The 21308-nt window shown below is 70.3% G+C and carries 20 protein-coding genes and 1 pseudogene; 8 read left to right on the top strand and 13 right to left on the bottom strand.

Annotated features, from left to right (window positions below; genetic code table 11):
- The 6 genes from ACZ7OO_RS38515 to ACZ7OO_RS38490 all read right to left on the bottom strand — a co-directional run bounded on the left by ACZ7OO_RS38515 (window position 1) and on the right by ACZ7OO_RS38490 (window position 4887).
- Window positions 1–792, bottom strand: a complete 792-nt coding sequence (locus tag ACZ7OO_RS38515; RefSeq protein WP_471512121.1) for a Tat pathway signal sequence domain protein — start codon at window positions 790–792, stop codon at window positions 1–3.
- The gene (locus ACZ7OO_RS38510) at window positions 789–1985 is read right to left on the bottom strand and encodes a glycoside hydrolase family 88/105 protein (protein WP_471512120.1); all 1197 of its coding nucleotides are present in this window, start codon (window positions 1983–1985) and stop codon (window positions 789–791) included. Before ACZ7OO_RS38510 ends, ACZ7OO_RS38515 begins: the two co-directional genes overlap by 4 nt.
- Window positions 1982–3019 (bottom strand): pyrroloquinoline quinone biosynthesis protein PqqE, encoded by a 1038-nt coding sequence (gene pqqE / locus ACZ7OO_RS38505; protein WP_471512119.1) that lies wholly within the window; start codon window positions 3017–3019, stop codon window positions 1982–1984. Before pqqE ends, ACZ7OO_RS38510 begins: the two co-directional genes overlap by 4 nt.
- Window positions 3020–3723: 704 nt before the next feature.
- Window positions 3724–3978, bottom strand: a complete 255-nt coding sequence (pqqD, locus tag ACZ7OO_RS38500) for a pyrroloquinoline quinone biosynthesis peptide chaperone PqqD (RefSeq protein ID WP_471512118.1) — start codon at window positions 3976–3978, stop codon at window positions 3724–3726.
- Window positions 3975–4739, bottom strand: coding sequence for a pyrroloquinoline-quinone synthase PqqC (gene pqqC / locus ACZ7OO_RS38495; RefSeq protein ID WP_471512117.1), 765 nt, complete (start codon window positions 4737–4739; stop codon window positions 3975–3977). Before pqqC ends, pqqD begins: the two co-directional genes overlap by 4 nt.
- Before the next feature lie 7 nt (window positions 4740–4746).
- Window positions 4747–4887 (bottom strand): pyrroloquinoline quinone precursor peptide PqqA, encoded by a 141-nt coding sequence (locus tag ACZ7OO_RS38490; RefSeq protein ID WP_471512116.1) that lies wholly within the window; start codon window positions 4885–4887, stop codon window positions 4747–4749.
- Between the two features lie 332 nt (window positions 4888–5219).
- Between ACZ7OO_RS38490 and ACZ7OO_RS38485 the strand changes: the two genes are divergently transcribed.
- The gene (locus tag ACZ7OO_RS38485; protein WP_471512115.1) at window positions 5220–6056 is read left to right on the top strand and encodes an aldo/keto reductase; all 837 of its coding nucleotides are present in this window, start codon (window positions 5220–5222) and stop codon (window positions 6054–6056) included.
- A gap of 164 nt (window positions 6057–6220) precedes the next feature.
- Here the strand turns inward: ACZ7OO_RS38485 and ACZ7OO_RS38480 are convergent, their stop codons facing one another.
- On the bottom strand, window positions 6221–6832 hold the full coding sequence (locus ACZ7OO_RS38480) for a hypothetical protein (RefSeq protein ID WP_471512114.1): 612 nt from the start codon (window positions 6830–6832) through the stop codon (window positions 6221–6223).
- A 224-nt stretch (window positions 6833–7056) separates the two neighbouring features.
- On the opposite strand from ACZ7OO_RS38480, the gene ACZ7OO_RS38475 reads away from it, so the two are divergent.
- Window positions 7057–7752, top strand: a complete 696-nt coding sequence (locus tag ACZ7OO_RS38475) for a glycoside hydrolase family 75 protein (RefSeq protein ID WP_471512113.1) — start codon at window positions 7057–7059, stop codon at window positions 7750–7752.
- A gap of 31 nt (window positions 7753–7783) precedes the next feature.
- Here the strand turns inward: ACZ7OO_RS38475 and ACZ7OO_RS38470 are convergent.
- Both ACZ7OO_RS38470 and ACZ7OO_RS38465 read right to left on the bottom strand, forming a co-directional pair.
- Window positions 7784–8219 (bottom strand): annotated as a pseudogene (locus ACZ7OO_RS38470) (SDR family oxidoreductase); the annotation flags it as partial.
- The gene (locus tag ACZ7OO_RS38465) at window positions 8209–9102 is read right to left on the bottom strand and encodes a class I SAM-dependent methyltransferase (protein ID WP_471512112.1); all 894 of its coding nucleotides are present in this window, start codon (window positions 9100–9102) and stop codon (window positions 8209–8211) included. The pseudogene ACZ7OO_RS38470 and the gene ACZ7OO_RS38465, both read right to left, overlap by 11 nt.
- Before the next feature lie 123 nt (window positions 9103–9225).
- On the opposite strand from ACZ7OO_RS38465, the gene ACZ7OO_RS38460 reads away from it, so the two are divergent.
- Window positions 9226–9996 carry a phytanoyl-CoA dioxygenase family protein gene (locus tag ACZ7OO_RS38460; protein ID WP_471512111.1) on the top strand — a complete coding sequence of 257 codons (771 nt, stop codon included), beginning with the start codon at window positions 9226–9228 and terminating at the stop codon, window positions 9994–9996.
- Window positions 9997–10015: 19 nt separating this feature from the next.
- On the opposite strand, the gene ACZ7OO_RS38455 is transcribed toward ACZ7OO_RS38460, so the two are convergent.
- Both ACZ7OO_RS38455 and ACZ7OO_RS38450 read right to left on the bottom strand, forming a co-directional pair.
- The gene (locus ACZ7OO_RS38455; protein WP_471512110.1) at window positions 10016–11749 is read right to left on the bottom strand and encodes a glycoside hydrolase family 6 protein; all 1734 of its coding nucleotides are present in this window, start codon (window positions 11747–11749) and stop codon (window positions 10016–10018) included.
- A 30-nt stretch (window positions 11750–11779) separates the two neighbouring features.
- Window positions 11780–13267, bottom strand: coding sequence for a cellulase family glycosylhydrolase (locus ACZ7OO_RS38450; RefSeq protein WP_471512109.1), 1488 nt, complete (start codon window positions 13265–13267; stop codon window positions 11780–11782).
- Between the two features lie 260 nt (window positions 13268–13527).
- On the opposite strand from ACZ7OO_RS38450, the gene ACZ7OO_RS38445 reads away from it, so the two are divergent.
- A complete protein-coding gene (locus tag ACZ7OO_RS38445) occupies window positions 13528–16464 on the top strand; it encodes a glycoside hydrolase family 48 protein (RefSeq protein WP_471512108.1) in 2937 nt (978 codons plus the stop codon).
- A 168-nt stretch (window positions 16465–16632) separates the two neighbouring features.
- Here the strand turns inward: ACZ7OO_RS38445 and ACZ7OO_RS38440 are convergent, their stop codons facing one another.
- Window positions 16633–17391: a class I SAM-dependent methyltransferase gene (locus tag ACZ7OO_RS38440; RefSeq protein WP_471512107.1), complete on the bottom strand. Its 759-nt coding sequence runs from the start codon at window positions 17389–17391 to the stop codon at window positions 16633–16635.
- 5 nt (window positions 17392–17396) lie between these two features.
- Window positions 17397–17702 (bottom strand): 4a-hydroxytetrahydrobiopterin dehydratase, encoded by a 306-nt coding sequence (locus ACZ7OO_RS38435; protein WP_450766118.1) that lies wholly within the window; start codon window positions 17700–17702, stop codon window positions 17397–17399.
- A 166-nt stretch (window positions 17703–17868) separates the two neighbouring features.
- Between ACZ7OO_RS38435 and ACZ7OO_RS38430 the strand changes: the two genes are divergently transcribed.
- From ACZ7OO_RS38430 to narJ, 4 genes are all read left to right on the top strand, one after another.
- The gene (locus tag ACZ7OO_RS38430) at window positions 17869–18699 is read left to right on the top strand and encodes a helix-turn-helix domain-containing protein (RefSeq protein WP_471512106.1); all 831 of its coding nucleotides are present in this window, start codon (window positions 17869–17871) and stop codon (window positions 18697–18699) included.
- 86 nt (window positions 18700–18785) lie between these two features.
- Window positions 18786–19649: a helix-turn-helix domain-containing protein gene (locus ACZ7OO_RS38425; RefSeq protein WP_471512105.1), complete on the top strand. Its 864-nt coding sequence runs from the start codon at window positions 18786–18788 to the stop codon at window positions 19647–19649.
- A 12-nt stretch (window positions 19650–19661) separates the two neighbouring features.
- Window positions 19662–20477: an SAM-dependent methyltransferase gene (locus ACZ7OO_RS38420; RefSeq protein ID WP_471512104.1), complete on the top strand. Its 816-nt coding sequence runs from the start codon at window positions 19662–19664 to the stop codon at window positions 20475–20477.
- Window positions 20478–20801: 324 nt separating this feature from the next.
- Window positions 20802–21296, top strand: a complete 495-nt coding sequence (narJ, locus tag ACZ7OO_RS38415; protein WP_471512103.1) for a nitrate reductase molybdenum cofactor assembly chaperone — start codon at window positions 20802–20804, stop codon at window positions 21294–21296.
- The last annotated feature ends 12 nt before the right edge of the window (window positions 21297–21308 follow it).

The following is a 21308-nucleotide window of genomic DNA, read 5'->3' as shown; positions in this document are numbered from 1 at the left end:
TCACACCAGCTGATAGCCACGGAGTTTGGTGAGCAGGAGGTAGGTGTCCTGCAGTGAGCCCGAGGTGTCGCCGAGGGAGCGGTAGATGCCCCACTTCGGGCGGACCCGGTCGGCGAGGAAGGTGTCCACGCCGGTCTTCGAGGCGTCGATGACGGTCGAGCCGCCGGACTTGAGGATCCAGCGGACCGAACCCGCCGAACCGTTGCCGACCTTGATCTGGAAGTCGACGTCCGTCCAGGTGTCGTGCAGCGGGTCCAGGTCGGTGCGGCCGACGAGGATGTCGTCGATGGCCAGCCGCAGCTCTATGGTCTGCTTGCCGTTCACCCGACGCAGGGACTGCACCACGATCGGCGAGGTGCCGTTGCCGGGCTGCTTCATCTGCATGATGTGCGTGAAGGTGGTGGTCGCCTTCAGCGAGCCCGGGATGTACATCGAGTACGTGACCCGCCAGGTCTGGCCCTGGGTCCACCTGAGGTAGTCGCTGCCGCTGCCGTTGCGCAGGCCGGTGACCTCCTGGCGCTGGCGGTCGGCCGAGGTGTCGCGGTCGACCGTGTGCATGGTGAAGCGCCAGTTGTCGCCCGTGGCGTAGATGTGCGGATGCCCGGCGGGGTGGGAGTCGGCACGGTCGTCCTCGACCGTCTCGAAGGCGCCGAGGCCGTCGCCGCTCGCCGACGGCGACCACTTGAGCTGCCAGGACGCGGCGTGTGCGGTGGTCGCGGGCAGCCCGACGGCGGCACCGGCGGCACCGGCGAGCGCGGCTCCGAGAACCGTCCTTCTGGATGCTGTGCTCATGACACAGAATCACCTCGCAGTTGCTCGTTCATGATCAGGAACGCCCCGAGGCCGTGGAAGTCGTTCACGGCCCGGGTGCGGGCGACGTAGTACGCGTAGTCGCCGACGTTCGTGCCGATGGAGATGCCGGCGAGTTCGGTGCGGCCGTCCGGGCCGACCGACAGTTCGGCGAGCACGCCCTGGTAGCCGCGGCGGGCGACGTCCGCGTAGTGCGGGTCGAGGTAGTGCTGCTGGGCCCCGCGGGAGAGGGCGTAGGTGAACATGCTGGAGCAGGACGTCTCGTTCCAGTTGTCGCTACGCCCGCCCTTGTCGATCACCTGGAACCAGCGTCCGGTCGCCGGGTCCTGGTACTTCTTCAGGCCCGCCGCCAGCTTCCGGAAAATGTCGAGGAGTTGGGGGCGGCGGGACTGGTTCGCCGGGACGGCGTCCAGCACATTGACGATCGCCATCGCGTACCAGCCGACGGCACGGCACCAGTGCTCCGGCGCGAGCCCGGTCCCCGGATCCGCCCAACTCGCGCTCCTGGACTCGTCGTAGGCGTGCTTGAGCAGCCCGTTCGCGACCTGGAGGTGGCTGCCGTAGACGGCGAGCTGCTTCGCCGCCTCGTCGTCGGTGTAGGCGCTGTCCCCGAACTCCTTGCCGTACTCGACGAGGAACGGGTTCACCATGTAGACGCCGTCCGCCCACAGTTGGTGCGCGCGACTGGAGTTGTCCGCGTGCCAGAAGCCGCCGTCGCTCGTGCGCGGGTAGCTGTTCAGACGGTCGCGGATCTTCTTGGCGGCCTTGCGGTACCGGTCCTGGCCGGTCTCGTGGTGCAGGATCACAAGGAGCCGGCCCGCCTGCATGCTGTCCAGGCTGTTGAAGGACTGGTCGATCGAGCCGTCGCTCTTCACGAACCGGTCGACGTAGCTCCTGAGGTAGGTGAGGTAGCGGGGGTCGTGAGTGCGTTTGTAGGTGAGGTACTGGCCGTAGAGGTAGAGGCCGACCGGGTAGGACCAGCCGCCGATGGTGCTCGGGGTGTAGCGGGCCATGGCGGAGTCGACGACCGCGGTGGACCAGTCGGGGGCGGCGGCCGGCCTGGTCGCGGGGGCCGCGGTGGCCGCGGCGGCGGGCAGGGGTACGGCGGCGGGAAGCGTGGCCGCCGTGGCGGTGGTGAGCGCGACGGCCGCGAGGGCGGCTCGTAGGCGTTTCATCGTCCTCCTTCTCGGTAGGCGGCGGCGGTGGTGGTCCGCCGGAGGGGTACGACACGGTGGTCTGGTGCGTGGCGGCAGGCCGGGTCGGTGTTGCGGGCGTCTCCCGTGAGGGCGTACGCCTGGCAGCGGCAGCCACCGAAGTCGGTGGTGCGCAGGGCGCAGCCGCGGCAGGGCTCGCGCATCCAGGACTCGCCCCGGTAAGCGTTGAAGGCCCTTGACTCCCGCCAGATCCAGGCGAGTTCACGCTCCCGGACGTTCGGTGGGTCCAGTCCCGGCAGGGTGGCCGCGGCAGGGCAGGGCAGGACCGTGCCGTCGGGGGTCACGGTGAGCGAGATCCGGCCCCAGCCGCCCATGCAGGGCTTCGCCGTGCCGCCCGGCAGATCTGGGGCGACCCAGACCAACTCCGGTTCGTCCAGACGTCGGCGCCAACGCAGGACCGCCTCCCGGGCCCGCTCGACCTGACCGGGCAGAGGGAACAAGGCGGCGCGGTTGCGGGCCGCCCAGCCGTGGTACTGGGTGTTGGCCAGCTCGACCCGGTCCGCGCCCCAGGCCACGCCGAGCGCGATCAGGTCCTCGACGGCGTCCAGGTTGCTCCGGTGCAGGACGACGTTCAGCCCGAGGGGCAGGCCCGCTGCCCGGATCAGCCGGGCGGCGCGTTCCTTGGCCGCGAACGAGCGGGCGCCGGCGATGCGTTCGGCTGCCGTTGGCTCCGTGTGCTGCACGGACAGCTGCACACTGCGCAGCCCGGCGCCGACCAGCCCGGCCAGCCGCCGCTCGCTCAGCCCGACCCCGCTGGTGACTAGCTGCGTGTAGAGGCCTGCGGTGTCGGCGGCGGCGACCAGCTCGGGCAGATCCCGTCTGAGCAGCGGCTCACCGCCGGACAGATGGGTCTGCACAACGCCCAGCTCACCGGCCTGCCGGAACACCTCCGCCCACTGCCCGGCCGTCAACTCAGCTGACCGACCGATCAGTCGGACCGCGTTGGAACAATACCCGCAGCGCAACGGACAGGCATGGGTGAGCTCGGCCAGCAACGCCCAGGGCGGGGCGGGGGGAGGATCGGCCGGTCCTTCACCGGACGCGGCGGGGGCTGGCGAGACTGGTGATCTGTCGGGTTGGACGCGGGTCGGCGAACCTGGTGACCGGTCGGATTCGACAAGGCTCGGCGAACCTGGCGCTCCGCTCGACTCGACGGGAGCCGACGAGCCCCGGCTGTCATCCGACTCGACGGGAGCCGACGAGCCCCGGCTGTCATCCGACTCGACGGGAGTCGCCAAAGCCCGTCCCCCACCCGCCCCAACGGAAGTCGACGAAGCCCGTCCCCCACCCGTCTCGACGGCGGCCGGCGAACCCTGTCCCCCACCCGTCTCGACGGCGGCCGGCGAAGCGCGCTCTCCATCCGGCTCTACGTCGGTGGGCGCGACTCGCCCCCCATCCGGCTCAACGGCCTCCGACAAAGCACCCGCCCCACCCAGCCCAACACCGCTCAGCCAAACCCGCCCCCCACCCGCCTCAACAGCGGAGGACAAGGCCCGCCCCCCACACGGCTCAACGGCCGCCGACCAAGCACCCGCCCCACCCAGCCCAACACCGCTCAGCCAAACCCGCCCCCCACCCGCCTCGACCGGCGTCGGCAAAGCCTGCGCCCCTCCCCGCTCAGCGAGGGCCGGTGAGCCCCGCCCCGCGCCCGGCTCAACGGCGTTCGCCGCAGGCGGTCCTCCGGCCGGCCGTACCGTGGTCATCTCAGCCATCCCTCTCTCCGCAACGCCGCGAGGAACTCGGGGACTTCGGTGGTGAGCGGGGCGTCCGGGAACGTCTCGGACAGTTCGGTGACGATCTCCGCCACCGCCCGGCTGCCGTCGCACAGCCGCAGCACCCCGCCCGCGCGGCCGTGCAGTACGACCACCCGCTCGGGCAGCAACAACAGATCGGTGCCGCGTACCCGGTCGTGGCGCAGCACGGCCGCGCGGGCGAGTGCGGGTCGCCAGGTCATGACCCACCCCAGCCCCCGGAGTGCCCGGGGTCCCCGGTGTCTCCCGTGTCCCCTCGGTCCACGGCGTCGAGCAGCGCCCACAGCACCTCGCACTTGTAGGCGAGCGCGGCGACGGCGCGCTGCTGCTGCTCGCGGGTGCGGGCCCAGGCCAGGACCAGGGCGAGGGCCTCCTCGCCGTCCCGGGCGCCCTGGTCGACGCGGGTGCGGAAGTAGGCGAGTCCGGCCGGGTCGATCCACGGGTAGTGGCGTTCGAAGGCCGTGATGCGGGTGCGCATCAGGCCGGGCGCGGACAGTTCCGTGAGGGAGGCGGCGACCGCGTCCAGTGCGGGGCGCAGCCGGCAGAAGGTGACGTACCCCTCGACCGCGAAGCGCACCCCGGGCAGCACCCGGGAGCTGTCCCCCAACTGCTCGTGGGTGAGGCCGGCCGCCTCGCCGAGGCGCAGCCAGCGTTCGATGCCGCCCTCGCCGTCGGCGGTGCCGTCGTGGTCGCGGATGCGGCGCAGCCAGGTACGGCGCAGTGCCGGCCGGTCCAGTTTGGCGAGGATCAGGGCGTCCTTGACAGGGATGTGCCGCTGATAGTGGAAGCGGTTGGTGATCCAGCGGCGCACTTCGGCCGGGGTCAGTTCGCCCCGGTGCATGCGCTGGTTGAAGGGATGCCGGTCGTGGTAGCGGTCGGCGGTGACGGCGCGCAGCCGTTCGGTGAACTCCGCGACCGACCAGGGGCCGGCGGCAGTACCGGCGTGGACACTCGTGACAGTCATGGTGCGGTCAGCGGTCGCCGAGGGCGTAGCCGGTCACTTCCAGGGCCGTCTCCACGACCTGATAACCAGGGCTTCGCCAGACCTTTTCATCGGATGTCTGCAGAGCGGTTGGTTCCGCCTGGCGGTCTTGTGGAGTCGTCTCGTTCATGGGTGCGTACCTGCTTTCCTGAGGTTGGGGGGTCTCAGAGCACAGACAGTGAGTCGCGCTCACAGGGATCAGCTGGAAAACCCACAGGATGGTTCACATCCCTGTACCGGGTTCAGCCATACGTCCGACGATGCGAACCAGAGTCTCGACAGGAACGGGCCGTGGTCAATGGTCCGGACCCATAAGGTCGGATGCATTTCCGGCCAATCTCCGCCGCGAGAGGCTGACTCACCGCTCGGTTCCGGCGGATTCCGGGGTCAGGAATGCATCACGGCCGGTGATCGTTGACGATGGAAGCAACACACTGTCGAGAACCTAAGGATCGAGAGCTCGTGAGCAGCAAGGTCCCCCCGAAAATCCTCAACAACGGCGTCGAGATGCCCCAGCTGGGCTTCGGTGTGTGGCAGGTGCCGGACGACGAGGCCGAGCGGGCCGTCGCCACGGCACTGGAGGCCGGCTACCGCAGCATCGACACAGCGGCGATCTACGGCAACGAAGAGGGCACCGGCAAGGCCATCGCCGCGTCCGGTGTGCCTCGCGAGGACCTCTTCGTCACCACCAAGCTCTGGAATGCCGACCAGGGGTACGACGCCACGCTGCGCGCCTTCGACACGTCGCTGGCGAAACTGGGTCTGGACTACCTGGACCTGTACCTCATCCACTGGCCGCTGCCGGCCCGGGGCAAGTACGTCGACTCCTACAAGGCGTTCGAGCAGTTGCTGACCGACGGCCTCGTCAAGGCTATCGGCGTCTCCAACTTCCTCCCGGAGCACCTGGAGCGGCTGATCGAGGAGACGTCGGTCATCCCGGCGGTCAACCAGATCGAGCTGCACCCCCATCTGCAGCAGCACGCGGCCCGGGAGTTCCACGCCGAGCAGGGCATCGCCACCGAGGCCTGGTCCCCGCTCGGCCAGGGCAAGGGCCTGCTGGAGGTGCCGGCGATCATCGCCATCGCGCAGAAGCACAACCGCACCCCGGCCCAGGTCGTGCTGCGCTGGCACATCCAGCTGGGCAACGTGGTGATCCCGAAGTCGGTCACGCCGTCCCGGATCAAGGAGAACATCGAGGTGTTCGACTTCAGCCTGGACACCGAGGACCTCGCGGCGATCAGCGCGCTCAACGAGGACCGGCGCATCGGTCCGGACCCGGCCACCTTCGACATGGGCTGAGCCGGCATATGGGGACAGCCGACCGCATGGGCTGAGCGGCAGCCCCGCTCGTACCGGCCGTCCCGCCCCTCTCGCAGCGGCCGTCCCGCCGTGTTCACGGCGGGACGGCCGTTCGCGTCGCCCGACAGGCCGTTCGCGTTGCCCCGACTCCCGTGCGGAGCGCGTCAGACGGAGTGCACGTCCGCGTGGACGACCTCGAACTCCTCCAGGCCGACCACGGTCACATGCGCCTTGGCGACGTCCTGGCGCCGGGCGGCCGCCTGGCTGCTGCGGGAGGCGGCCATGGAGGCACGGTCCACGAAGAGCACGCCGACCGCGCCACGGCCCCGCGCCCGGTCGACGAACAGGGCACACCGCGCGAAACCGGGCAGGGTCTCCAGACGGGGTATCGCCGACGAGCGGAACGTCTCGACGAACAGATCCGTGTCGGCCGGGTCGAACTCCACCCTGGTGGACCGCAGTCCGCCGCCCGCCCTCGGCAGCTGTACCGAGTCGAAGACGGCCACCTCGTAGTTCTCGACGGCGACGGTGCCCGCGAACGGCTCCAGCATCGGCCCGCGCCGCTCGCGCATGACCTGGTCGCTGTTGCGCCGGGCCCCCTCCGAGCCCCACCAGCTCACCGCGAGCAGTTTGCCGAGGTCCCGGTCGACGAAGACGCCCGCGCCCCGGTATTCGGGACGTTCCTCCAGCAGACTGCGCCCTTCGCTGTTCAGCGCCCGGATGGCGGTCTCGATCTGCGCCGGATCGCCGGTGACGTACACCGTGCGTACGAACATGACCCCTCGCCTCCCAGGAGCCGCCGGAGCCAAGCTCATCCCCCGCACGGCTCCTGCATGAATGTTCGGAATGTCCTGCCCCACCAGTGTTCCCTGGCGGGCATATGGCCGCAATGCATGACAATTCCCCAAGTTCACACCTAGGGATTGACGCGGACATGCAGCCTGGGCCACCTTGTACGGCACCCGGTCAGGAAACTTTCCTAACAGAAGGGCCCCCCACAGTGCGCATCCGAACACTGACCCTTGCCGCGGCCTCCGGGGCCGCTCTGCTGGCCGCCGGAGTGCTTCCCGCGAGCGCCTCCGGCACCACCGTCCCGAAGTCCGCCCAGGAGGGCTCGGTCAGCGCGGCCGACCTGCTCGCCAAGGTGACCTCCTGCTCCCAGATCTCCAGTGGCAAGTACAAGACCGACGACGAGACCTCGGCCACGATCCCCGTGTGCGGCAAGAACGGCGCGGTGTTCTGGAAGGCCGACATGGACATCGACTGCGACGGCCAGCGCACCACCAACTGCAACGAGAACCGTGACCCCTGGTACCAGGACGACACCGCGTTCCACCAGTCCGACGGCAAGCCGCTGAAGGCCGAGTCGCTGCCGTACGTCGTCGTCCCCAGCTCCAGCAGCATCTGGAACTACTCCAGCGCCGGCATAAAGGGCGGCGGTGTGGTCGCCGTGATCTACAACAACAAGGTCGAGTACGCGGTGGTCGGCGACACCGGCCCCACGGAGATCATCGGCGAGGCGTCGTACGCCACCGCCAAGGCGCTGGGCATCGACCCGGACCCGGCGACCGGCGGTGCCGACTCCGGGGTCACCTACATCCTGTTCAAGAACTCCAAGGTCTCCCCCATCGAGAGCCACAGCGCGGCGGTGTCCCTCGGTGACCAGCTGGCGAAGCAGTTCCTCTCGGCCAACTGACCCGGGCGGCCCAACCCCGGTACCGGACCGGTCAGTTGGGCTGCCACAGCGGGCGTACGACGATGGTGTTGACGTCCACGCCGGCCGGCTGCCGGATCGCCCACACCACCGAGTCGGCGATCTGGTCGGCGGTCAGCAGATGGCCGGGCGGCAGGCTTCCGTTGGCGTCCCAGAACGGGGTCTCCACCCGGCCCGGCGCGACCAGCGTGACGCCGATGCCGAAGTCGGTGACCTGGCGGCGGGTGTTCTCCGCGAGCCCGGTGACCGCCCTCCCCCATGGTCGCGCCGTACAGGTTGCCCGGCGTGTTCACGAACCCGGCGACGCTGCCGACCAGGACGATACGCCCCCGGCTCGCCTTCAGCGCGTCGACGGAGGCCCGGATCAGCAGGGCGGGGCCGAGAACGTTGGTGAGAACCATCTCGGCCCAGCCCGCCGGGTCGCCGTCGGCGACGCTGCTAGACCGGGCGTACAGCTGCGTGTACCGTCCGGGCGCCGAGGACGAACACGTCGGGCCTGCGGTGGACGCTCGCCGGGTCGGTCGGGTCGAGGAGGCGGTCCAGGGTGGTGCGGTCGACGGCGTCCAGACCGTGGCCCACGGTGTCGCGCAGTCGGGAGAGAATCTCTGCGGCGTAGGCGCGGGCCCGGTCGGAGGCCGGGGCGGGCAGGTCGATGAGGAAGCTGCGGCTGCGGGTGTGCCTGAGCCCGGCGGAGTTCAGCAGCGCGGGCCAGTCCTCGGCCTCGGCGACGGCTCCGGGCAGCTCGGTGCGCATCTGCGCGAACCACTCCTCCTGCACCGCGTCCAGGCGTGCCTGGAGCCCGGCCCGGCCGATGCCGATGTCACGGGGCAGGAAGCGGCTGGGCAGGCCGCCTTCGAGGATGGCCAGGGTGCCGCCGGGGGCCAGCCGCTCGGCGAAGGCGGTGAGCGCGGCCCGCTGGTCGCCGAGGTGGTGCAGGCTGTGCCCGGCCCACAGGAGGTCCGCCGGATAGTCCAGCTTGTCCAGGACACCTGGGAGCTCACCCGCGAGTACGCCGAAGCGGTCTCCCACGCCCAGCCGCTCGGCGCGGGCCCTGGCCCGGTCGAGAAGCGGTTCGCTGCCGTCCACGGCCAGCACCCGCGCGCCCGGGAAGACCTCGGCGAACAGACACGACACCACACCGGGCCCGCTGCCCACGTCGACGATCAGCCCCGGCTCGGTGACCTCCTTGCCGAGCCAGGCCAGGGCGTTCTCGTAGAGCGGGGCGAAGAGCTCCGCCTGCGACTCCAGATGCGGGGCCATGTCGGCCCAGTCGATGTCCGTGTGGGAGTGGGCGTGGGTGTCGGTGTGCTTGTGGTGGTGATCGTGCGCCATGGGAGCAGCCTCTCGTCCGGGTGCCGCCAGCGTGCGCCGACGCACCGCCCGGAGGCCAGTCCTGTTGCCGGGGCGGCAAAAAACCGGATGCGGACGGCAAGGCCGACGGGCCAGGATGACCGGATGGACGACGAGCTGGTGCAGCGCTTTCTGGCCGACGGCTTCGTGAAGATCGAGGGTGCGTTCCCGCCGCGGGTCGCCGCGGACTGCGCCCGGCTGCTGTGGCGGGAGACGGGGTACGACCCGGCGGACCCCGGCACCTGGAAGGACCCGGTGGTGTGGGTGGCGGGGATGGCCCAGGGACCCTTCGCTGCCGCCGCCAACTCACCTGTCCTGCACCGGGCCTTCGACCTGCTGGTGGGCGAGGACCGCTGGTCGCCCCGCTACTCGCTGGGGAGCTTTCCGTTGCGGTTCCCGCACGCTCAGGAGCCGGACGACGCCGGCTGGCACATCGAAGGCAGCTACCTTCCCGAGGGCGCCGGCTGGTACTTCACCAATCTGCGCTCACGGGAACGGGCCCTGCTGATGCTGTTCCTGTTCAGCGAGGTGACCGAGGAGGACGCCCCGACCCGCATCCGGGTCGGCTCACACCTCGACGTGCCCCCGCTGCTGGAACCGTACGGAGAGGACGGTGTGTCCGGGCTGGACATCGCCCCACGTCTGGTCGAGGCCTCCGCGCACCGCCCGGTCGCCCACGCCACCGGCCGCCCCGGTGACGTCTATCTCTGCCACCCCTTCCTGGTGCACGCGGCCCAGCCGCACCACGGCACCCGCCCCCGCTTCATGGCGCAGCCGCCCCTGCATCCGGCCGCTCCCTGCGAGCTGGAGCGGCCGGACGGGGACTACTCGGTGGTGGAGCGCGCCATCCGCCGGGGACTGGGCCTGGAGGGCTGAGCCCCGGCGGACAGTGGTGTTACGACAGCGGCGGGTAGGCGTTCGCCATCAGCTGCTGGAACTGGGCGGAGAACCAGTGTCCCGACAGCGGTGCGTTCGGCAGGGCGCCGGACAGGTTGTTGCCGTTGCGGGCGTTGCCGGTGTACGTCGGGTCGCACATCCGGTCGAAGCCCTTGCCCTCGTCGTTCGGGATGGCGGTGCTGGAGCCGTCGGACTCGCCCGGGGGCTTCATCCAGACATAGGCGTCGATCCCGGCGGCCGGGCTGGCCTGCGGGCGCTCGCCGAGGCCGGCTCCGGACTGGTTGCACCAGTTGCCGACGTGGATCCGGCGGTCGTAGCGGCCGCCGTCGACGTAGGTGTCCACGCTGGTCGTCGCGCCGGGGCCGGTCGGGCGTGCGCTGCCGCCCCAGCCGTTCCTGGAGGTGTCGATCAGCATGCCGATGCCGGAGTTGAAGCCGACCGAGACCAGCTGGGTGCGGAAGGCCTGGGCGAAGGACAGCTCGTCGACGTAGCGGTTCCAGTCGACCCACTTGGACTGGCGGACGGAGGTGCCGTTCACCGTGTCGTTGATGGTGAAGTTGTTCTCTTTCAGGGCAATGTAGTTGGCCGTGTTGGTGATGAACCCGGCCACGTCGTCGACGGTCGCGCCCTCACTGGTGGCCGCCTGCTTGAACACGGTGGCCGCCGGGGCGAAGTTGTCGTCCCAGCCGAGCCAGCCGTGGTGGCCGGCGTCGAGGTAGTTGTAGACGTTAGGGATCGCGCCGAGCTTGGCGAGCGCGTAGCCGACGCCCTTCACGTAGTTGCCGTTGGCCAGCATGGTGTCGCAGTTGGCGGTGGCGGTGGCCCGGCTGCCGGTGTTGGTGACCAGGTTGGGCAGCGAGTCGATCTCGATGGTGGTGACGATCCGCAGCGAGGCGTACTTGGGGTCGGCGAGGATCGTGGCGATCGGGTCGATGAACTGCGACTTGTACTTGTCGATCTCTGTCGGGCCCAGCTCGCCGTTCGACGCGAGGGCCGCGCAGTCACGGCCGGGCAGGTCGTAGACGACCAGCTGGACGACCTCTTCGCCGCTGCCCTTCTGGGCGAGGGCCGCGTCCAGGTGGTCGCGCAGACCCATGCCGCCGTTGACGCCATCGATCGCGGCGATCCGGTCGAGCCAGACGCCGGTGGGCTGGTTGGAGACGCGGCTGCCGCCCGGTTCGGCGGCGGCCTTCGCGGACCACTCGGGGTTCACGTACACCTTGGCGCCGGAGTACGGATTGTCGACCCGGGTCCCGGAACCGCCGCCGTTGTCACCTCCACCTCCCCCGCCGCCTCCGCTGCCGCTGCCGTCATCGACGTTGCAGGTGACGCCGTCGAGGGTGAAGGCGGTCGGGATCGCGTTGGTGCCGCTGTAGGACCCGTTGAAGCCGAAGCTGACCGAACCGCCGGTCGCCAGCGTGCCGTTGTAGGACTCGTTGGCCGCGGTGACGGCGGTACCGCTCTGGCTGATCTTGCTGTTCCAGTAGCTGGTCACCTTCTGGTTTCCGGCGTACGACCACTTCACCGCCCAACTCGACTTCGCCGCCGAGTTGTTGGTGACGGTGACGGCGACGGTGAAGCCGGCGCCCCAGTCGTTCTGGATCTTGTAGTCGACGGTGCAGGGAATCGCGGAGATCGCCGCCTCCGAGGAGGGGGTCACGGCGACCGCCGGCCCGGACACCCCGGCGACGAGCGCCAGGGCGGCGAGTACCGCTGTTCGGGTACGACTCATGAGTGCGGGTTTCCTTCTTCTTCGGTGGGTTTACTGGGGGTTGAGGGCCTGGAGGTGGTCGCGCAGGCCGGCGCCGTACGCCGTCGGCGTACCGCTGTAGTCGGAGATCAGGGACGGGCCGGAGGAGCAGTCCCAGGTGTTCCAGGTCCAGCCCAGATAGGACAGGCCGCGGTCGTCGAACCACTTCATGACCTGGTCCACGAAGCCGTGTGAGCAGGTGTTCTCGCCGATCTCCCCGGCGACCAGCGGCACCTGGGCCGCGACGGGGGCGAGGGTCGAGTTCCAGCAGCTCTCACTGGCACAGGAGTTGAAGTTGTAGACGTGGTAGGCGGCGACGAGATTGCCGGCCGGGTCGTTGGGTTTGTACGTCAGCCACTGGCTGAGGTCATTGGAGTACGCGAGCCCGCCGATCATGATGACGTTCCTGGCGCCGGCCGACCGGATGCTGTCGACGAGGTCCTGCATGCCGGCGACCTCGTAGCCGATCCCCGGGCAGGCGCCGCCGTCCCGCCAGCACTCCCAGGCCTGGGTGGTGGTGGAGGTCGCCCGGTCCGGGTACGGCTCGTTGAACAGGTCGAACACCGCCGCCGGGTCGTCCTTGAAGGTGCCGGCCACCGAGGACCAGAAGGACGGGGAGTACTGCGCGTCCGGCATCGGCTTCTGGCAGGTGGCGTGCACATCGGAGCAGCCGGCGGAGTTGCCGGTGTACTGGCCGTAGGACCAGTGGAGGTCCAGGATCGGCGTCATGCCGAACGACTCGACGCGGGCCACCAGATCCTTGACGGCGCTGATGTAGTTGGCGCCGCTGTACTCGGACTTGACGTTGGACAGGCCCAGCCAGCACTCCTCGTTGAGCGGGATGCGGACCGCGTTGGCCTTCCAGTCGGCGATCGCCTTGATCGCCGCGTCGTCGACCGGGCCGTCCCAGATGCCGTAGCCCTGCACGCACATGAACTCGCCGCCGGAGCGGTTCACGCCGAGCAGCCGGTGGGCCGTGCCGTCGGCGTCCACGAGCCTGGTGCCGGAGACATGCAAGGCAGGTGCTGCAGTCCCGGTGCCGGGCGGCGCGGTCGGGGTCGGAGTCGGGGTCGGGGTCGGCTCCGCATCGACGTTGCACGTGGTGCCGTTGAGTCTGAACGCCGTCGGTACCGCGTTGCTCCCCGACCACGAGCCGAGGAACCCGGCGCTGACGTCGGCGCCCGTGGCCAGCGAACCGTTCCAGCTCTCGTTCGTGGCGGTGACCGTCGTACCGGACTGGGACCACTTGGCGCTCCAGCCCTGGGTGACTTTCTGGCCGTTCGCGAAGTCGAAGCCGAGGCTCCAACTGCTCATGGCCGCCATGTTGTTGGTGATGGTCACGGAGCCCTGGAAGCCGGTGTCCCACTGGCTGGTGACCGTGTACCGCACCGTGCACGCCGGCGTTGCTCCGGACGCCGACACCACCGGCACCAGTGCGGACCCTACGAGGGCGACCGCACCGGCGACGGCTAAAAGAACTGAACGCGGGGGGTGTCGCATGAGCGACTCCTTGCAGCTCGGGCGCGTCGTGACGGCGCGTCGACTGAACGGAATCGCTCCCACTGGTGCGAAGGAAGGTAGCGCCAAGTGACAGCAAAGAACAGGGGAGTTGCTTGACTTTTCGGCAGCGGCGTCCGTCGAATCATTTCGACTCCTCAACCGTCTTGACCGCACCAAGCCACGTCCCCACTATGGGAGCGCTCCCACTGGTTCAAGCCTTGACCTCTTTCCGAGCCGCAAGCGCAAGGAGGAACCAGCACATGCATCCCCCACACCCCCCGGGTCCCGGGCGGAGACGCAGAGCCGTACGACGGTTGTGGACGGCCGGCGTCGCGGCCCTCGCCCTGCCCCTGTCGATGCTCGCCACCGGTACGACTCCCGCCCATGCGGCGACGGTCCAGTGCAGCGTCGACTACAAGACCAACGACTGGGGCACCGGCTTCACCGCTGATCTGACCCTCACCAACCGCGGCACCGACGCGGTCAACGGCTGGACGCTGACGTACGCGTACACGGGCAACCAGAAGCTGACGAACGGCTGGAACGGCACCTGGTCCCAGTCCGGCACCTCGATCACCGTACAGAACGCGTCGTACAACGGCACGATCGCGGCGGGCGCGGCGGTGTCGACGGGCGCCCAGTTCTCGTACACCGGCAGCAACACGGCCCCGACCGGCTTCGCGGTCAACGGCACGACCTGCGCCGGCGCGCACCAGCCACCGGTCGCCGTGCTGACCAGCCCGAGCGCGGGCGCGGTCTACACGCAGGGCGACGCGGTGCCGCTGGCGGCGACCGCGGCGGCGGCCGACGGCGCGACGATCAGCAAGGTGGAGTTCTACGACGACACCGCGCTGCTGGGGACGGACACGTCGTCGCCCTACTCGCTCCCGGTCTCCGGCTTGACCGTGGGCAGTCATTCGCTGGTGGCGAAGGCGTACGACAGCCTGGGCGCGTCCGCGTCCTCGACACCGGTCGGCATCACGGTCGCCTCCGGCCCCGCCGTGGTCGCCTCGCCCACCCAGCTGGGCGTCCAGCAGGGCGCGACGGGCACCTTCGGGGTGAGCCTGTCGAAGCAGCCGAGCGCCAATGTGACGGTGTCGGTGGCCCGCACGGCCGGCAACACCGGCCTGACGGTGAGCGCCGGATCGTCGCTGACGTTCACCCCGTCCAACTGGAGCACCGCGCAGAACGTGACCGTCGCCGCGGACTCCTCGGGCACCGGCACCGCGACCTTCACCGCGTCCGCGTCCGGCTACACCGGCGCCGCGGTCACCGTGACGGAGCTGGCCGCGTCGAAGGCGTACGACGCGCGCTTCCTGGACCTCTACGGGAAGATCACCAACCCGGCGAACGGCTACTTCTCCCCCGGGGGCATCCCCTACCACTCGGTCGAGACGCTGATCGTCGAGGCCCCGGACCAGGGTCATGAGACCACGTCCGAGGCCTACAGTTACCTTCTGTGGCTGCAGGCCATGTACGGCAAGGTCACCGGTGACTGGTCCAAGTTCAACGGCGCGTGGGCCCTCATGGAGAAGTACATGATCCCGACCCACGCCGACCAGCCGACGAACTCCTTCTACAACGCGTCCAAGCCGGCCACCTACGCCCCGGAGCTGGACACGCCGAACGAGTACCCGGCGAAGCTGGACACCTCGGTGTCGGTGGGCCCGGACCCGATCGCCGCCGAACTGAAGACCGCGTACGGCACGGACGACGTCTACGGCATGCACTGGCTGGAGGACGTCGACAACGTCTACGGCTACGGCGACACTCCGGGCGGCGGCTGCGAGGCGGGCCCGACGGCGAGCGGTCCGTCGTACATCAACACCTTCCAGCGCGGCGCGCAGGAGTCGGTGTGGGAGACGGTTCCGCAGCCGACCTGCGACGCCTTCAAGTACGGCGGCACGAACGGGTACCTGGACCTGTTCACCGGTGACTCGTCCTACGCAAAGCAGTGGAAGTACACGGACGCCCCGGACGCCGACGCGCGGGCGGTACAGGCCGCGTACTGGGCGGACGTGTGGGCGAAGGCGCAGGGCAAGGGCGCCGACGTCTCCGCCACCGTCGGCAAGGCGGCGAAGATGGGCGACTACCTGCGTTACGCCATGTACGACAAGTACTTCAAGAAGATCGGCAACTGCGTCGGCCCGTCCACCTGCCCGGCCGGCACCGGCAAGGACGCCTCGGACTACCTGCTCTCCTGGTACTACGCGTGGGGCGGGGCGACCGATACGAGTGCGGGCTGGGCGTGGCGGATCGGCTCCAGCCATGTGCACGGGGGCTACCAGAACCCGCTGGCCGCGTACGCGCTCAGCTCGTACGCCGACCTGAAGCCCAAGTCGGCGACGGGGGCGGCGGACTGGAGCACGTCACTGACCCGGCAGCTGGAGTTCTACCGCTGGCTGCAGTCCTCCGAGGGCGCCATCGCGGGCGGGGCGACGAACAGCTGGCAGGGCCGGTACGCCAGTCCGCCGGCCGGTACGTCGACCTTCTACGGCATGTACTACGACTGGGAGCCGGTCTACCACGACCCGCCGTCCAACCAGTGGTTCGGCTTCCAGGCCTGGTCGATGGAACGGGTCGCCGAGTACTACCAGCAGACCGGGAACGCCACGGCCAAGGCGATCCTCGACAAGTGGGTGGCGTGGGCGCTGTCCAAGACCACGATCAACCCGGACGGCACCTACCAGATCCCCTCGACGCTCCAGTGGTCCGGCCAGCCCGACACCTGGAACGCCTCGAGTCCCGGCTCCAACAGCGGACTTCACGTCACCGTCGCCGACTACACCAACGACGTGGGCGTGGCGGCCGCGTACGCCAAGACGCTGACGTACTACGCCGCCAAGTCCGGTGACGCGACGGCGAAGTCGACGGCCAAGGCGCTGCTCGACGGCATGTGGGCCAACTACCAGGACAGCCTGGGGATCGCGGTGCCGGAGACGCGGGCCGACTACAGCCGGTTCGACGACAGCGTGTACGTGCCGAGCAGGTGGTCCGGGAAGATGCCGAACGGCGACGCGATCAACTCGTCGTCGACGTTCGCCTCACTGCGGTCCTTCTACCAGGACGACCCCGCGTGGTCGAAGATCGAGAGCTATCTGGCGGGCGGGGCCGCGCCCGTGTTCACGTATCACCGGTTCTGGGCTCAGGCGGACATCGCCCTGGCCATGGGGTCGTACGCGGAGCTGCTCGAATAGTCCCCGCTGACGCTCCGCGTGCGCGGTCCTGACACCCGAGTCGGGACCTACTGCCGGACGGCCCCCACCCGCACTGGGGACCGTCCGGCAACTCCCGCACCAAACGGAAAGCGCTTACCCAACTTCTTTCCCCGCACCCCGGAAAGACCCCGTCCAGGACGACGGACTTCAGCCGTCCGCCGGTTTCCTGAACGCGCGGACGCGGAAGCGGGGGTCGGGGCGGTGGCGGTCCTGGTCGGGCAGGGCTGCCAGTTGGTCGGCGAACCGCTCGACGCGGGGGTCGCCGGGCCGTAGCACCGTGAACCAGCCGCGCCGCAGGTCGGCGATGGTGGAGCGTGGGGTGCGGCCCTGGCCGTGGCCGAGGAAGGCGGCCTGTCCGGCGGGAGACAGGCCGCTGTCCGAGGCGTGAGCCGTGACGACGGCGGCCTCGTCCGGGGCGGGGCGGCGCGGGCGCGATGCGAGGACCGCGTCGATGTCGCTGCCGACGTCGTGCGCGGCGGCCTTGTCGACGGTGGTGACGTACACCCCGCCGGGCCGCAGCACCCGTGCGCACTCGGCGACGACGGCGCGGACCTCGGCGGTGTCCGCTATGAGATGGAGCAGCCAGACGGTGGTCACCGCGTCGAACGTGGCGTCGGGGAACGGGAGTTGACAGCTGTCGGCCAGCAGGACCGATCCCGGCAGCCGGGCCGCCGCCAGCCGCGCCATGCCGTGGGCGCGGTCCGCGCCGGTCACCTGGAGCGCGGGGCGGGCGGCGGCGAGGCGGCGGGTGACGATGCCGGTGCCGCAGGCGAGGTCGAGGAGACGGCCAGGGCGGTCGGGACGGCCGGGGATCAGGCCGAGGACGGCGTCGGCGGCCGCCTCGGCGCGCGCTTCGCCGCCGCGCGTCGCGTCGTAGGCCCCGGCTTCCTTGTCGTAGTCGAGCACATGGCTCAGTGTGCGCCGTGGCCTGGGGCGATGTCCTCCACCCTGCGGGCGAGTTCGAAGTCCAGGCCGGTGACGGCGCCGCCCACGCTGTGGGTGTTCACGGTGAGGGTGACCGTGTGGTAGCCGAGGGTGAGGTCGGAGTGGTGGTCGAGCTCGTCCTGGATCCGGGCGATGTGCACGACGAGTGCGGCGGCGGCGAAGTGCGAGTCGAGACGGTAGACGCGGGCGAGCCGGTCGCCGTCCAGCGACCAGCCCGGCAGCTCGGCCAGCCGGTCCTCGATCTCCTGCTGCGCCAGCGGTTCGACGGCCATGGTGCGGCTTCCTTCCGTGGGGTGCCCGGGGCGTACGTGTGCTCAGCCTGCCATGACCAGGGCTTCCGGGCGCGCTCGCACGGCGGTACCGGTTCTCGTGGCCTGCGCCCTCGACAGAGCCTCGTCGGCCCCGTCCCCCGCGCGCTCCTCGGTTACGGTCGTCGGTATGACCCTCGTCGCGTCTCGCCCCGCCTCCTCGCCCGCCCCCGACGGCAAGGGTGTCGGCCCGCTGCTGCGCGCCTGGCGGGAGCGGCGGCGGGTCAGCCAGCTGGAGCTGGCACTGCGTGCCGACTCCTCGGCCCGGCACATCAGCTTCATCGAGACGGGCCGCTCGCGGCCCAGCGAGGAGATGGTGCTGCGGCTGTCCGAGCACCTGGACGTGCCGGTCCGGGAGCGCAACGCGCTGCTGCTGGCGGCCGGTTACGCCCCGCACTACCCGGAGACCCCGCTGGACGACCCGGCGCTGGAGGCCCTGCGTGACGGCATGGAGCGGCTGATCCAGGGCTACGAGCCGTATCCGGCGCTGGTCGTGGACGCCATGTACACGGTGGTCGCCGCCAACCGGGGCATCACGATGCTGCTGGAGGGCGTACCGGAGTCGCTGCTCACGCCCGCGCCGAACGCGATGCGGCTGACCCTGCATCCGGAGGGTCTGGCACCGCGCATCCGCAATCTGCGGGAGTGGCGCGGGCATCTGCTGGAGCAGATGGAACGGCAGATCGCGCTCCACCGCTCGGACGCGCTGCGGGAGTTGTACGAGGAGGTCGCCGGCTATCCGGCCCCGGCGGGCGTGGCGGACGACGGGCAACCCGCCGAACCTGTGGCCTACTTCGCGCTGCCGATGCGGATCGAGCACCAGGGGCGGGTGCTGTCGTTCGTGTCGTCGATCTCGACGTTCAACACTCCGATGGATGTGACGGTCGCCGAGCTGGCCATCGAGACGTTCCTGCCGGCGGACCCGGCGACGGCCAAGTTCCTGCACTCACTGGCAAGTTGACGTAAGAGGTTGCCTCGACCAGGTGTGCGAGACGGCATCGCGTGACACACTGCTCCCCGTACTTGTGCACGTAGGGGAGGCGTGGCGTGAGTGAGCGGCGTGCTGCGCCCACCGTGGGGCAGGTCGTGCTCGGCAAGCGGCTGCAGGAGCTGCGGGAGGCCTCGGGCCTCGGCCGGGACGAGGCGGCGCGGGTGTTGCGGGTGGCGCAGGCGACCGTACGGCGGATGGAGATGGCCGAGGTCGCGCTGAAGATCCCGTACGTCCAGGTGCTGCTGGAGACGTACGGGGTGCCCGAGGAGGAGCAGGCGGCGTTCGTGCGGCTGGCCGAGGAGGCCAACCAGCCGGGCTGGTGGCAGCGGTTCCACGATGTGCTGCCGGACTGGTTCAGTCTGTACGTGAGCCTGGAGGGCGCGGCCCGGGTCGTCCGCTCCTACGAACCGCACTTCTTCCCCGGCCTGTTGCAGACCGAGGCGTATGCGCGGGCCGTGCTGGAGGCCGGGACGATAGGGCACAGCGACCCCACGGCCGTGGAACGGCATGTGTCCCTGCGCATGACCCGGCAGCGGCTGCTGGAGCAGGACGATCCACCCCATCTGTGGGTGATCATGGACGAGACGGTGCTGCGGCGCCCGGTCAGCATCCACTCCGAGGTGATGCGCGACCAGGTCGACAAGCTGCTCGCCTTCGTCGAACGGGATCGGATCACACTCCAGGTCGCCGAGTTCGCGAGCGGCCCGCACCCGGGGACGTACGCGCCGTTCACGCTGTTCCGGTTCGCCGAGCCCGAGCTGCCCGACATGGTCTTCACCGAGTACCTGACCGGCGCCCTCTACCTGGACTCCCGCGACGAGGTCGGCGCCCATCTGGAGGTCCTGGACCATATGACGGCCCGGGCCGCCTCGGCGCAGCGGACCGAGGAACTGCTGCGGGAGTACCGCGACAACCTCTGAGGAGCACAGACCGTGACCGCACCCGAGCCCGCGCCCACCGCCATCGACACCAGCCGGCCGCATCCGGCGCGGGTGTACGACTGGTGGCTGGGCGGCAAGGACAACTACCCGGTCGACGAGGAACTCGCCCGGAAGATCCTCGCCGTGGACGGCACGGTGCTGCGCGGGGCGCGCGCCAACCGCCGGTTCATGCAGCGGGCCGTGCGTGCCGTCGCCGAGTCCGGGACCCGCCAGTTCCTGGACATCGGCACCGGCATCCCCACGGAACCGAATCTGCACCAGGTGGCGCAGGGCGTCGCACCGGAGTCGAGGGTGGTGTACGCGGACAACGACCCGATCGTGCTGCGCCACGCCGAGGCCCTGCTGTGCGGCACCCCGGAGGGCAGCACCGCGTACGTCCACGCCGACGTCCGCGACCCCGACACCCTGCTGGCCCGAGCCGCCGAGACCCTGGACTTCGGGCGGCCGGTCGCCCTGTCGCTGGTGGCGCTGACCCACTACCTCGACGACGACCCGGACGGCGACGACGTCCACGGTCTGCTGAAGCGGTACGTCGAGGCGCTCGCCCCGGGCAGCCATCTGATCCTCTCCCAGGTCACCCCGGACCTCAGCCCCGCGGCCGTGGAGCAGGCGGCCGCGCACTTCCGGCGCAGCGGGACGCCCTTCCACCCGCGCCCGCTGACCGGCTTCCACCGCTTCTTCGACGGCCTGGAACTGCTCGGCCCCGGGATGATCCCGGTCTCCGGCTGGCGCCCGGACCCGCAGGACGTGGCCCTCCAGCAGGAGGGCATCGTGCCGGTGTACGGAGCTGTCGCCCGCAAGGCCTGAGCCGTTCGGGTGCTCCGGACCGGCGACACGTCCGGATGTCCTGGACGGGAGCCCGGCCGGGCGGTTCGGCCGGGTGACCCGTTCGGATCGCCTGGGCAGGTGCGTTCCCGCGGCCGCCCCTAGCGTCGAAGCGTAGGGGGAGGTGAGCAAGGGAGCGCAGGTGACCGACACGCAGACATCCCCCGGGGAGCCCGGCGCGGACATACGCCGTACGCCGGCCCGCGGAGCCGGCCCTCCCTCGGGGGTGCAGCCTCGACCACGACGGCTGCCCCCGCATGGGCGGCGACGTACCGCCGCCACCACGGACGAGGCTAAGGAGGCCTGATGTCCACGGACGCGGTGTTCTACCAGGCGGCGGCGCTCTGCCTCACCTACCCGGACGACGACTTCATCGCCCGGCTGCCGCTGCTGCGCGAAGCCGCCCCGCAACTGAGGGAGTTCACCGACCACGCGGCGGTGACCCCACCGCGGGAGCTGGCCGCGCACTATGTGCAGGTCTTCGACGTCGATAACCGGAGGCGTCTGCATCTCAGTTGGTGGCAGGACGGCGACACCCCCCGCCGGGGCACGTCCCTGGTCCGCTTCGAGGACGTCTACAAGGCGTACGGCATCGAGTTCACCGGCGAGGAACTGCCGGACTTCCTGCCCGCCGTGCTGGAGTTCACGGCACGCACCGGCAACACGGACCTGCTCACCGAGCACCGTGACTGTCTGGCACAACTCCGCCGCAGGCTGACCGCCTTCGGCACGCCCTACGCCTGCGTCCTGGAGGCGGTCTGCGCGGCTCTGCCGCCCGCACCCACCGGAGCGCGCCCATGACCGTCCTCCTGC

Source organism: Streptomyces sp. NPDC111744 (assembly GCF_055634995.1).
The sequence above is the reverse complement of the archived record's forward strand: the minus strand, read 5'-3'. Positions and strand labels throughout refer to the sequence as shown.